This window comes from Maribacter sp. BPC-D8, from assembly GCF_035207705.1.
GTDB lineage: Bacteria > Bacteroidota > Bacteroidia > Flavobacteriales > Flavobacteriaceae > Maribacter.
Map to the genome: position 1 here is coordinate 4,516,428 of NZ_CP128187.1, position 13,941 is coordinate 4,530,368.

General features: G+C 36.5%; 10 protein-coding genes. All 10 read left to right on the top strand.

All coding sequences use genetic code 11. The annotated features are described in order from the left end of the window. The first annotated feature begins 235 nt into the window (after positions 1-235). The 10 genes from QSV08_RS19710 (at position 236) to QSV08_RS19755 (ending at position 13,939) form a co-directional block, all read left to right on the top strand. Positions 236-1,243: an L-rhamnose/proton symporter RhaT gene (locus QSV08_RS19710; protein WP_324025408.1), complete on the top strand. Its 1,008-nt coding sequence runs from the start codon at positions 236-238 to the stop codon at positions 1,241-1,243. A 56-nt stretch (positions 1,244-1,299) separates the two neighbouring features. After that, on the top strand, positions 1,300-2,445 hold the full coding sequence (locus QSV08_RS19715; protein ID WP_324025409.1) for a mandelate racemase/muconate lactonizing enzyme family protein: 1,146 nt from the start codon (positions 1,300-1,302) through the stop codon (positions 2,443-2,445). Further along, positions 2,445-3,893 (top strand): aldehyde dehydrogenase family protein, encoded by a 1,449-nt coding sequence (locus QSV08_RS19720; protein WP_324025410.1) that lies wholly within the window; start codon positions 2,445-2,447, stop codon positions 3,891-3,893. Before QSV08_RS19715 ends, QSV08_RS19720 begins: the two co-directional genes overlap by 1 nt. Then, a complete protein-coding gene (locus QSV08_RS19725) occupies positions 3,890-4,840 on the top strand; it encodes a 2-dehydro-3-deoxygalactonokinase (RefSeq protein WP_324025411.1) in 951 nt (316 codons plus the stop codon). Before QSV08_RS19720 ends, QSV08_RS19725 begins: the two co-directional genes overlap by 4 nt. Beyond that, positions 4,830-5,480: a bifunctional 4-hydroxy-2-oxoglutarate aldolase/2-dehydro-3-deoxy-phosphogluconate aldolase gene (locus QSV08_RS19730; RefSeq protein WP_324025412.1), complete on the top strand. Its 651-nt coding sequence runs from the start codon at positions 4,830-4,832 to the stop codon at positions 5,478-5,480. Before QSV08_RS19725 ends, QSV08_RS19730 begins: the two co-directional genes overlap by 11 nt. Before the next feature lie 4 nt (positions 5,481-5,484). Further along, positions 5,485-5,805 (top strand): hypothetical protein, encoded by a 321-nt coding sequence (locus QSV08_RS19735; protein WP_324025413.1) that lies wholly within the window; start codon positions 5,485-5,487, stop codon positions 5,803-5,805. A gap of 381 nt (positions 5,806-6,186) precedes the next feature. Continuing rightward, the gene (locus QSV08_RS19740; protein ID WP_324025414.1) at positions 6,187-9,378 is read left to right on the top strand and encodes a SusC/RagA family TonB-linked outer membrane protein; all 3,192 of its coding nucleotides are present in this window, start codon (positions 6,187-6,189) and stop codon (positions 9,376-9,378) included. A gap of 10 nt (positions 9,379-9,388) precedes the next feature. Next, positions 9,389-11,140 carry a RagB/SusD family nutrient uptake outer membrane protein gene (locus QSV08_RS19745; protein WP_324025415.1) on the top strand — a complete coding sequence of 584 codons (1,752 nt, stop codon included), beginning with the start codon at positions 9,389-9,391 and terminating at the stop codon, positions 11,138-11,140. 96 nt (positions 11,141-11,236) lie between these two features. Then, positions 11,237-12,646 (top strand): sulfatase, encoded by a 1,410-nt coding sequence (locus QSV08_RS19750; RefSeq protein ID WP_324025416.1) that lies wholly within the window; start codon positions 11,237-11,239, stop codon positions 12,644-12,646. 12 nt (positions 12,647-12,658) lie between these two features. Then, on the top strand, positions 12,659-13,939 hold the full coding sequence (locus QSV08_RS19755; protein WP_324025417.1) for an MFS transporter: 1,281 nt from the start codon (positions 12,659-12,661) through the stop codon (positions 13,937-13,939). Positions 13,940-13,941: the final 2 nt, after the last annotated feature.

Sequence of the window (13,941 nt, forward strand, 5' to 3'; positions counted from 1 at the left end):
TTGTTGAGTTAGTTGTTGAAAATGAGCACGGTGATATTTTAAATGTATTGCCGTGTTTTATTTTAAAGTCCTAACTATTTAATAGCATCAGTTTTTTGTTCTTAAATGGTGTTGAATCAACTTTAAATCTTTCTGATAAATGAAATTAAAACGAGGGTAATATTGTGTTTGTATATGGTGAATTCAAATAGTGCATATACATCGAATAGCTCTTTTTTTTGTATAAAATTAAATTATGAATATTGAATTTCTTCCTTTAATATTAGTGCTTTTAGCAAGTTTCTTTCAAGGAACATTTGGTTTGGGCATGAAATATATGGCTCCTTTAAAATGGGAAGCATGGTGGTTGCTCCATGCCTTTGTTGCAATGATTTTAGTTCCTTTCGTTTGGGCGATTTTGGTTATTCCTGATCTGTTCCAAGTGATTGCTTCAATAGATAGTAGTGCTTTAGTGCTACCCTCTTTATATGGCGCTTTATGGGGTGTTGGAGGTATCCTTTTTGGGGTTAGTGTAGAAAAGACAGGTATTTCTATTACCTATGGGGTAGTAATGGGTTTGGCAGCTTCGGTCGGGTCAATAATTCCTTTGTTTCAAATTAAAGGGGCTTTTTCACAACCTTCTTTTCCTATAATAATGATTGGTGTAGTGCTTTTAATAGTAGGAGTTGCAATTACAGCTGTAGCAGGTGTACGTAGAGATAAGTTGAAAACTGATGAATCATCTACTAACACAGCTATTAAAACCGGAGTGTTAATAGCTATAATATCTGGTGTTCTTTCTGCTTTTTTAAATGTAGGATTTTCAAATGCAGCATCAATCGCACAAGTAGCTGTTGATGATTTTGGTGTCGGTACTCAAAATGCAAGTTTAGCATCGTGGGTAGTAGTGCTTATTGGTGCATTCCTTGTAAATGGTGGTTATGCTGTATTCCGATTGACAAAAAATAATTCATGGAGTTCTTATAAAGTTGCTAATAGTGGAAAAGCTTATATGTGGGCAATTGTGTCTGGTGTATTTTGGTTTTCGGCACTTGGCGTTTATGGGCAAGGCGCAGCTTTAATGGGTGAAATGGGCCCTGTAATAGGTTGGCCAATTCTACTAGGTTTGGCATTGATCATCAGTAATATTTGGGCATATAGAGCAGGAGAGTGGCAAAATGCAAAAGCACCATTTAAGTTATTAATGATAGGTCTTGCTGTGCTCATATTGGCCATATGCATATTAGGGTATGCAAACTATTGATCAACTACCGTAAGGGTATAAATTAAATTGATTTTAAGAAGTAAATAATACATAAAATGAAGATAGCGAAAATCGAACCTTATATTATAGTACATAAGCTAGACACTCCTTTCTATTTTTCTCAATGGCAATATGATACGCGTAGAATTTGTATCGTAAAAGTTACTTTAGAAGATGGTACTTATGGTTGGGGAGAAGGTTATGGGCCGGCAGGTGTTATAAAGGCAGGTATTGAATTTTTTACACCTTTTCTTCTAGGTAAAGATGCTTTAGGGCATGAAATATTATGGCAAGAAATGTATCGTCGTTCATTAGACTATGCTCGTAGCGGTAGCTTGCAAGCCGCCATTAGTGCAATAGATGTTGCGCTATGGGATATTAAGGGAAAATTGTTAAATCAGCCTGTTTCTGTATTATTGGGAGGGGTTAAAAACCCTGTAATTCAACCTTATGCTACCGGATTATATTTTACTAGAGTAGAAAATCTTGAAGAAACATTGGTTGAAGAAGCGCTTTTATATAAAAGTCAAGGTTTTAAGGCGGTAAAGATGAAAGTTGGTCTTGGAGTTGAAGAAGACATTCAATATATTTCTGCAATAAGAAAAGCTATTGGACCAGATATCAGACTAATGATCGATTCTAACCATGCCTATAATTACCGCGAATCTTTAAAGCTTGCTAAACAGGCTGAAAAGTTTGATATTTCATGGTTTGAAGAGCCTGTTTCTCCAGAAGATTATGAAGGCTATAGAAGGTTGAGAGAGAATACGACAATACCTATAGCTGGTGGTGAATGTGAATATCTAAAATTCGGTTTTAAACGTTTGTTAGAGAATGAGTGCGTAGACATTGCCCAGCCAGATATTTGTGCTACCGGCGGATTAACGGAAGCTAAGCGCATTGCAACTTTGGCACAAGCATATAGTAAAGATGTTGTACCACATACTTGGGGTACTTGGATCGCCATTAGTGCTGCTGTACATTTTGTTGGTAATTTAGATATGAACCCTGGTAGAATGTACTGCGAATTACCAACTATGGAATTAGATCGTACCGAAAATGCACTTAGAGATTTAGTTACAAAAAGTGATGTCAAAGTGGTAAATGGCTTAATAAATGTACCAAATTCGCCAGGGTTAGGGGTGGATGTTGACGTTGACGCTTTAGAAAAATTTAAGGAGAAAGAAACAAATACAAATTAATGAAAGCATTGAAATTCGGTCATAAAAAATTATATATAGATGGGCAATTAACTGAAGCTTCCAACGGAAAGACTTTTGAAGTTATATGTCCTGCAGATGAGAAGCCTACAGCTACCATAGCATGGGCAAGTATTGAAGATACGAATAGAGCATTAGAGTCTGCACAAAAAGGTTTCGAGACATGGTCAGTAATGCCTTTAGCGACCAGGTTGCAGTGGATTGATAAATTAAGAAATAAAATAATAGAGAATAGCGATTTGCTACGTGAAAGTATCATGTACGAAATGGGAAAGACTTGGCAAGGTTCAGAAGAAGACCTTACCAGTATCACTAACTCATTAAAATACTATTCTGACGAAATTCAATTAAGAAAAGATATACCTATTGAAGATAAAGATGGTAGTCACGAGCATCATATGGTGTCTCAACCGTTAGGTGTAGCCGTTGCTTTTTTGGCATATAACTTTCCATTATTAAATTTAGGTTTTAAACTTGGTCCTGCACTTGCATCAGGGTCTAGTATCATATTAAAACCATCAGAATTTTCGCCGTTATCGGCTTATATTATCGGAGAGCTTTGTGCTGAAATAAATTTTCCAAGAGGTGTTGTTAATGTAATTTGTGGTGATTTAAAAGATGTCGGTATTCCATTATGTGAGAGTAAAATACCAAGGCTAATTACCATGATCGGCTCTACCGAAACGGCGCAGAAGCTTATAGTTCAAAGTGCACGAACATCTATCAAAAGATATAGTATGGAGTGTGGCGGTAATGCCCCTTTTATTGTAATGGATGATGCTAATTTAGAGTTGGCCATAAATCTTGGGGCTGCATTAAAAATCGGAAACACAGGTCAAATTTGTGTAGCGCCTAATCGTTTCTTTGTTCACGAATCGCTTATCGATAAGTTTACGGAAGGCTTGGTTACAAAATTCAGTAATGCTAAAATCGGATTCGGACGTGAAAACGGTCCTGATATGGGTCCGTTGGCAAATGAAGGGTCGGTTAAAAAAGTACATGGAATAGTAAAAGAAGCAATTAAGCAAGGTGGTGAACTTTTATATGGCGGAAATCCTATTGAAGGGAAAGGCTATTATTTTGAGCCAACGGCTATCCGCATGAAAGATAATAATGCAGAAATACTTCAGCATGAAATTTTTGGTCCTGTGGCAATAATTGTTCCCTTTAAAACGAAAGAAGAGGTTATTAAATTGGCGAATAATACAGATGCCGGTTTAGCTTCTTATGTTTTTGCTGAAAATAAAGACACCTTAAATTATTTTGCTGAAAAATTAGAATTCGGAGAGATACAGTTAAACGGTGTTAAGTATGATATATATCTACCTCATGGCGGGGTAAAGAATAGTGGTATAGGTGTAGATTGCTCTACATATGCCTTAGATGATTATTTGGTTAAAAAAAGAGTTTCACTGGCCTTGAACAAATGAAAATACCAGATTATTTTATTAGTTGCGATTGGGGTACCTCTAACTTTAGGCTTAGGTTGGTAGAAACCGAAACGTTAAATGTTCTGGTTGAACATAAAACAGATCAAGGTGTAAAAGTTATCTATCAAAAATTCTTACAACAAAATGAGATAGATCAAACGCAATTTTTCAAGAATTATCTCGAGAGTCAGATTAATAATCTTGATGAACACCATAAGGCAGGGTTGGTCATAGCCGCTGGTATGGCTTCTTCAAATATTGGAATGCAGAATTTGCCTTATGGTCAAATACCATTTAACACCCAAGGCGATGGTCTTCTTTGGCAAGTAATATCTTTCAAAGAAAATTTAGATATTTTATTAATTTCTGGAGTCAAAACAGAAACCGGTATGATGCGTGGTGAGGAAATACAGGCATTTGGCCTAGCTAAATACTTAGAGTCTTATCAATCTGGTATTCTCATATTACCAGGCACGCACAGTAAACATATCAATTATAAAAAAGGGGAGTTCAGTACCTTAAAAAGTTTCATGACAGGTGAGGTTTTTGAGCTGTTGTCTTGTACTAGTATTTTATCGAATAGTGTAGAAAAATGTCATTGGATCAATAAAAGACATGAGGCATTTAAACAGGGTCTAGAAATTGGTTTTAGAGGTGAGTTGAGTTCAAATATTTTTTCTATTAGGGCTAAGCATATTCTTAACGATGCCAACAAAAAAGATAACTACTATTTATTGAGCGGTATGCTGATAGGAGATGAACTTTCTTATTTAAAAGGTACCGAGCAGACGATTTTTCTTGCGGCAACAGAACCTTTTTATAGTATGTATAAATTAGCTTTAGAAACCATTCTAAATGATACACAAGTAATATGTTTTGGTGATAAAGTTTTGGAAAAAGCCCTGTTGATGGGACAAAAAAAAATAATACAAATTCATGCAAAATAAAACAGCTTTTTCTTGGGAGAGATATAATAGTACTCCGATTGTGGGTATAGTTAGAGGTTTGGGTATAGATACGGTAAGACAGATTGTTGACGCCTATATCAGTGCACATTATTACACTATAGAAATTACAATGAATACGCCTAACGTTGCTGAAATAATATCAGAGTTACGTTTAAATTACCCCGATTTAAATGTAGGTGCGGGTACGGTGTGTAGTATGGCAGACTTAGATACTGCAATTGCAGCAGGAGCAAAGTTTATCGTAACACCAATTATAGATGAAGCGGTTATAAAGAAATGCGTTGAAATGCAGATTCCAATTTTTCCTGGGGCATATACTCCAAGTGAAATTTATAGGGCTTGGTCTTTGGGGGCATCTGCGGTAAAAGTATTTCCTGCAACCCAATTGGGTCCACAATATATAAAAGATGTATTGGCGCCCTTAAATCAAATTAAGTTGATGCCAACAGGTGGGGTATCTAAAGATAATATCAAGTCTTTTTTTGAAGCTGGCGTAGTAGGTGCTGGTATGGGTAGTTCATTATTTGATAAACAAATGATTAAAGCAAATGATTTTGAAGCTTTACAGAATCATTTTACAGCAATACGAAACGAAATAAACCTTTTTGTAAAAAATTAGTATTATGAAATATCAGTTCAGTCATATAGGGATACCAACATTAGAAGAAAAAGACTGGGACGGCTATTATGAGCCTGGTAAAATTCATTATACAGATTTTAATAATGATGAGTACGCTGTTGAGTGGGTAAAGTTCGATGCTGACAGCCCAATGCCAGAAATGATGCGTACCATACCTCATGTAGCTTATCTAGTCGATAATATAGAAGAGGCCTTATTAGGTAGAGATATTTTGGTGGAAACTTTTTCTCCCGGTGATGGTGTTCGGGTTGCCTTCATTAAGCACAACGGCTCTCCTGTTGAATTTATGGAGATTTCAGAGTAACTCAGTTCTACTTTCTACACTATTTATACATTTTAAAATTTCCATTATATCGGTATCGTTATGCGTTACCGATAAATTACCTATTCCTTATATTCTCAATTTTATTATTCTTCACTAATACCATTCGTTTTAAGTATTTCCTTAAAAAGAATGTATAATAATGGTATATCCATAAAATTTAACCCTAAAATACGGCAAGAAAGCAAAAAGGTTAGAATAATGCTAGTACTAGGTAATTTTTTGGAGTTAAAACAGGACTACTTCCGCTTCTTTTGTAAAAGAATTGTTAAAAGAGAGTTAAGGGCATTCTATATGTAGCTCAAATTCAAACATGTAAACACAATGAAATACTTAAATTAAACTTAAACAACAGAAAGCTTTATGAGAAAACTAAAAAAAGCAATCGCTAAGAAAAACGATCCGACGGGGGGTGGTTTTTATTTTAAAGAATTTCATAGGATCGGACTTTGTGCTTTTCTATGCATATTTATGAGCAATACAAGTGTATTCGCTCAAGATGTGGTGATCTCGGGTACTATATCAGATGCTCAAGGTCCATTGCCAGGAGCAAGTGTTGTAGTAAAAGGTACTACAACTGGTGCTCAAACAGATTTTGATGGAAACTACTCCTTAACCGTAAACAATGGTGAGGTATTGGTTTTTTCCTATATCGGTTATGCAACACAAGAAGTTTCTATTGACGGACAGTCTCTAATTAATGTGACTCTGGAAGAAGATGCCTCTAAATTAGACGAGGTAGTCGTTTTAGGGTATACGACCAAGAAAAAAGGGGAAGTTACTGGTTCTGTAAGTACCATTAGCAGTGAGGCTATAGCACAGTCTTCAAGTAAAGATATTGCCAAGTCATTGGCGGGTAGGGCTTCTGGTTTAATTATTAGTGACCGTGGAGGTGTACCTGGTGCTGGCAATGGTGCTGGTGGAAATACTGATGATGATGCCACTACAATATTGATTAGGGGAAAGTCAACCCTTGGAAATAACAGTCCGTTAATTCTTATAGATGGTGTTCCTTCAGGTTCATTCTCACAATTGGCTCCACAAGATATTGCATCGATTACCGTTCTTAAAGATGGTTCAGCTGCGATTTATGGATCGAGAGCAGCGAATGGGGTTATTTTGGTAACTACTAAAAGAGGTAAGAGCGGAAAGCCAAAAATTAATTTCTCTAACTCTTACAACATCTCATCTTTTACCAAAAGACCAGAATTGATGAATGTCAATCAGTTTGCTACATATGAGAATGAAATAAATTCAAGGGTTAATGGCGCAGATGCTGACCCACTGTTCAGTCCAGAGCAAATTGCGGGTTTTCCAGATACCAACTGGGCTGATGAAGTTTTGGCAAAAAGCGCACCAGAATCTAGAACTTCCCTTTCTGTATCAGGGGGTACCGATAAAGCGAAATATTTTGTTAGTGGAGATTTTATTGACCAAAAGGGTTTATACAGTTCAGGTGCTTTAGGTTTCAAGCAATATCAACTTCGTTCTAACATCGATGTCAATTTAACAGAGAGCTTTAAATTAGGAGTGGATTTGTCGACGCGTTTCGGCAAAAGAACGGCTCCAGGTGTAAATGCCAATAATATTTACAAATTAATTTATGGCTTGCCACCAAATGAAATAGCTAGATTTCCAAATGGATTGCCAGCACGTGGTGGCGATGAAGGTAACCCTATTTTGACCTCTAGTAATGACTCTGGTTTTGAAGATAACTTTACAAACACGACAACAGGTCGTTTTACGGTAGATTGGAACTTAGATAAGGTTTTAAAAGGCCTAAGCATCAAAGGATTTACAGGATTCAGAAAAATAGAGAACAATACAAAATCTTGGTATACACCATGGACATTTTTTGCACAATTGGATGATGGAACTTTTGAACCAAGAATTGGATCTAACCAGCAAGGTACAGAACGTATATTGACTGAAAGTTTCAGCAAATTTGATGAGCAAATTTATAATGCACGTTTACACTACGATAACACTTTTGGCAACCACTCGATAAGCACCTTCGTGGGTATGGAAAGGTTGACTAATGATTCAAATAATTTCTTTGCAACAAAAGTTGGTGGATTTCCTGATGCTAGTAGAGGAGAATTATTTCAAGGTAATAATGATGACAGACAGTCGTCTGGAGGAACTAGCTCTGAATTTAAAAGACAAGATTTCTTTGGATCTTTATCGTATGATTTTAAGAAAAAATATTTTATTGACTTTACGATGCGTTATGATGGATCCAGTAGATTTGGTGAAGGTAACCGTTATGGAACATTTCCAAGTGTTGCTGGCTCGTGGGCAATAGACAAAGAGAGTTTTTTAGAAAATGTATCTTGGATCGACGGTTTAAAACTTAGGGCTTCTTGGTCAGAAATGGGTAACGATCGTATTGGTGCTAACCAATTCCTATCCTTATTTGATCTTGGAACAAACACAGGAAACGCAAACAACCCATTGGGTACAAGATTTCCAAATTACTATGTTTTAGGAGCAGGAGGTGAAAGTTTTTACAACACCTATAATCTTGCTAGGCTAGCAAATACCGATGTAACTTGGGAAACGGCTAAGCTTTGGAACGTTGGTTTAAACTTTACGTTTTTTGACAACAAATTATCAGGTGATGTCAACTACTACGAACAAGATAGGTCAGATATTTTAGTGAACAGATCAGGGGCAATTCCTGGATTTATAGGATTGCAAAACAGTCAAATTCCTGCTGAAAATATCGGTGAGACTAGAAGTTGGGGTTATGAATTTGAATTGGCATGGAATGACCAGGTAAACGATAATTTCTCTTATAATTTAGGAATGAACTTTACCAAAGCTCGTAACGAAGTAATTTCATTACCAGAAGGTGATAATATATTAGACTCTCAAAAGCAAAGTGGTAAACCCATAGATTCATATTTAGTTTATCCAACTGATGGAATTTTTAGAGATCAAGCCCAAGTAGATGCTACTGAAATAAAAAGAGACGGTACTGTTGAAGGCGAACCTATTTATCTTGATATAAATGATGATGGTGTAGCCGACGCGAATGATTTCATTAGAACATCAACATCTAACATACCACAAATTCAATACGGTATCTTTGGAGGCATCAATTATAAAGCCTTTGGTTTAAATTTCTTGTTGCAAGGTCAAGCCGATGCAGAGACTTTGGTATTCTTTGACCAATCAGGATCTAAACCAGAATTTGTATTCAATGAAAGATGGACGCCAGAGAATAGAAACTCTATCTACCCAAGAGCCTTTGCACAGGGTGACCCTATAAGCGGAGGGCAAGTCGATGGTATCGAAGGCTTTGCCGATATCTACTATTTTGACGCCTCTTTTGTACGTCTTAAAGAAGTTGAATTGTCATATACTCTTAAAAGTGAGGTTATCAAATTTGCTGATGTTCGCTTATTTGCAAGAGGGTATAACCTAGCCACTTTCTTTTCAGATATTTGGGATTTGGGTCTTGACCCAGAAGCTACGGGTTATAACAATTTTAGAGGAGCACGTTATACTCCGTTAAAGACATATTCTGTAGGTGTTAATTTTAGTTTTTAAAAAAAAAATCATGAAAAATTATAAATCAATAAAAAGGTATAGTACTATAGTACTAACAATCATGCTCTTTACACTGGGGGCTTGTGAAGATAGTTTAGAAATAGACGTAAGAGACTCATTTGCCAGTGATTTGGTGTTAAGCACACCCGAGCAAGTAGAATTGTTACTATTCACCTCGTATAACAGTACGGAATCATTTGGGGCTGGAAGTCAATTTTGGGCCCGATATATGAATGTGGAGATAGCTTCTCTTGAAGCTAGAATGAATTTTAACGCGACTACACAAGCTCTAGATCGTTTTAACGTAGTTAGAGGTTGGACTTCTGCTAATGTAGGCCAGTTAGGTCAAAAGTGGCAAGACCTTTGGACCTATGTAAGACAAGCTAATGTGTTTTTAGAATTAGTAGAAGGTAGTGAAGCTCAAATAAATAATCCTGATGAAATAGAAGCCTTAAAAGCAGAGATGCGCTTTATAAGGGTTAATCAGTACTCAAAATTATTAAAGTTTTTTGGGGGAGTACCTTTATTAACATCGGCGGCAACGTTAGATGATGACTTTAATATCTCACGTAATAGTTATCAAGAGGTTGTAGAATTTATAGTAAGTGAAATAGATGAAATTGCACCACTTCTACCTCTGACTAGAGAAAGTGGAGAATTTGGTAGAGCTACAAGATTGGCTGCGTTGGCCCTTAAATCTAGAACCTTGTTATATGCTGCTAGTGATTTGCATGATGCTTCTATGGCTCCGCAATCATCTAATTTAGAATTATATACTTATAACAAACCGAGCAAATGGCAAGATGCAGCTGATGCTGCCGCAGCCGTTATTGATTTGGTGGGAGATCGAGATTTGATAAGCACTTCAAATGCAAAAGCTTACCAAGAACTATTTTTATCAGCAAATCAAGATATCTTGTTCGCAAGACCTTTTGGTGGAAGTGTTTTTGGCTTCGGTTCTGATGTTACGACTCAACCTGACAATGCCCAATCACCTAGAGGTTTTGATGGATGGGGTCTTTCTACACCACTGCACAACTACACCTTAGTTTATAATATGGACGATGGTAACACTACCGATAGTCCTTCTTATGATACTTCAAACCCGTATGAAAACCGTGAAATGCGTTTTTATGCCAACATCAATTATCAAGGGGCTATTTTTAGAGGAAGACCTATTGATTACGCTATTTCTGTAGACAACACCGTTGTCCCTGATGGTTTGGACTCTTTTTCACAAGACCAACAAACTTTAGGAAACTTTAGACATGGATCTACAACTGGGTATGCAATGCGTAAATTCCAAAATGAGGCATTAGGCACAGATGTAAAACAAGCCAGCCCAGGAAGACCATATATCATTTATCGACTTGCAGAAATTTATTTGAATTATGCAGAGGCTTCATTTAGAGCAGGTGATGAAGAAACGGCAAGAAGATATGTAAGTAGAGTTTCAGAAAGAGCTTTACAACCAGCCATTACAGCTAGTGGTCCAGAACTTTTAGAGGCTATAAAAAGAGAAAGACGAGTAGAACTTGCCTTTGAAGGGCACAACTTCTTTGATGAAAGACGTTGGTTAAATGAAGATAATCTTGGTTTTGACGTAAAAGGTATGCGTTGGACAAAAGATCTTGCTGAAAATGTTTCTTTTGAAGAACTTACAATTGAAACAAGACCATTTGATCAAAAACAGTACTACTTACCAATACCTCAATCAGAAATAAATAGAACTGAGGCACTTATTCAAAACGTAGGGTACTAATTAGTTGTTACTTATTTATTTGAATACGGTAAAAAGCCGGAGCATGTCTCCGGCTTTCCTTGACTAAAGTATTTTGGACACTAAAAAAGAATTGTAATGAAAAAAATAATATTTGCAACAGTTTGTCTTATGACTTTGTGTTGTTCGGCACAAGAAAAACCCAATATCGTGCTCTTGTTTTCTGATGATGCAGGTTATGCCGATTTTGGTTTTCATGGTAGCAAAATAATGAAGACACCTAATCTAGATAAACTAGCAAGCCAAGGGGTGCGCTTTACCCAAGCGTATGTTTCTGATCCTACATGTGGTCCTTCAAGGGCAGGGTTGATTACAGGTAAATATCAACAACGATTTGGTTTTGAAGAGAATAATGTACCTGGTTATATGAGTGCTGTATCTGCAGCTGATGACCGAGAAATGGGTGTGCCTGTAGAAGAAGTAACCATTGCAGACTATTTAAAGAAGCTAGGGTATGCCACTTCATTTTATGGAAAATGGCACTTAGGTGGCGATGACCGTTTTCACCCAACAAAACGCGGTTTCGATGAGTTTTATGGTTTTAGAGGTGGCGCAAGAAGTTATTTTCCATATTCAGATGCACCGGCAAGTGAAATGGATTTGATGGAACGCGGATTTGCAAATTTCGTAGAGCCAGAAAAATATTTGACAGATGCCTTGGCAAAAGAATCTGTAGATTTTATAGAAAGAAACGCAAAAGCATCTAAACCATTTTTTACCATACTATCATTCAATGCGGTTCATACCCCTATGGATGCAACCGAAGATGATTTAAAACAATTTCCTGGTTTAGTAGGTAAACGAAAAACTGTTGCCGCCATGACTTTGGCACTAGACCGTGCTTGTGGTAAGGTATTAGATAAGTTAAAGGAATTAGGTATTGAAGACAATACCATTGTAATATTTACAAATGATAATGGCGGACCTACAGATAAAAATGCAGGAGTAAATTATCCGTTAAGTGGCACTAAATCAAGTCATTTAGAAGGTGGTATAAGAGTGCCATTTTTAATGAAATGGCCAGGTAAAGTAAAACCGAATACGGTATATGACTACCCCATAAGTACATTAGATCTGCTACCTACATTTTATGCTGTAGCAGGCGGTAATGAAAAAGAACTAAAAGATATTGATGGTGTAAACCTTATTCCTTACATCAATGGCATAGATAAAAATAGACCACATGAAACGCTTTTTTGGAAAAAAGATGCCAGGGGTGTTATACGTAAAGGAGATTGGAAACTTATAAGATATCCAGATAGACCTGCAGAGCTTTATAATATACCCGCAGATATTTCAGAAACTAATAATGTGGTAGCAGACCATCCAGAAATGGTGAAAGAACTTTTTAAAGAGCTTTTCTCTTGGGAACTTACGCTTGAAAGACCTCGATGGATGCTTAAAAAATCTTTTGAAAAAGTCGATATAGATCGTATGGATCAATACAGAGATCAATCAAAGTATTTAAACGGAGAATCTAATAAATAGAAATCAAATCTTATGACCAAGAAACGATATAATATGCTTGCTTTGATTTTTGGTAGTGTAGTTATCAATTATTTGGACAGGACGAATATATCGGTTGCGGCTCCGGCTATAAAAGAAGCCTTAGATCTTTCATCGGTACAGTTAGGGTTAATATTTTCCGCTTTTGGGTGGACTTACGTTGCGCTTCAAATACCAGGAGGTATTGTTGTTGACAAAATCGGTGCTAGATTGTTATATGGTCTAATGCTTTTCTTTTGGTCGATATCTACCTTGTTACAAGGTTTTGTAAATTCATTTATAGTCATGTTAGGTTTACGTGCTAGTATTGGAATATTCGAAGCACCGGCATATCCCGCAAATAATGCTATCGTTACAAAGTGGTTTCCTGAAAATGAAAGGGCTTCTGCAATAGCTATATATACTTCAGGACAATTTATTGGTTTGGCTTTTTTGTTTCCTGTTCTTACCGTAATTCAAGATCAATTGGGATGGCGAGGTTTATTTATAGTATCAGGTATTATAGGCATACTTTGGGCTATTGTTTGGTATGTTTTTTACCGTGATCCAGATAATCATAAATCGGTAAGTACCGAAGAATTAGCACATATAAGAGAAGGGGGTGGTTTGGTGAAGGCAAGTAATTCATCTGCTGAAAAAACAAAGTTTAGCTGGTCAGATTTAGCGCAAGCATTTAAGCACAGAAAATTGTGGGGAGTATATCTTGGTCAATTTTGTGTAGGATCCGTTTCTATATTTTTCTTGACTTGGTTTCCTACCTATTTAGTAGAATATCGAGGATTAGATTTTATAAAATCGGGCTTCTTGGCATCAGTACCATTTCTTGCGGCCTTCGCTGGGGTTTTACTTTCTGGTTTTACATCAGATTATTTAATCAAAAAAGGAAAATCTATTGAGTTTGCGAGAAAAACACCGGTATTATGTGGGTTATTATTATCGGTAACGATTATAGGAGCCAATTTTACAGATGATACTTTTTATGTTATTTTGTTTATGACCCTGGCTTTTTTTGGTAATGGGTTGGCATCGATAACATGGGTGTTTGTGTCACTAATGGCGCCAAAGCATTTAATTGGATTAGTAGGCGGAGTGTTTAATTTAATAGGAGGACTATCGGCGGTAATAGTTCCTGTAGTAATAGGTATTTTGGTGGAGGATGGGGATTTTAGTCCCGCATTATATTTTATAGGAGCCATAACACTTCTTGGTTTTTTATCCTTTTTGTTGGTTGTTGGCAAAGTAAAACGAATTGAAGTAGCAGAACCCATAGCATAAAA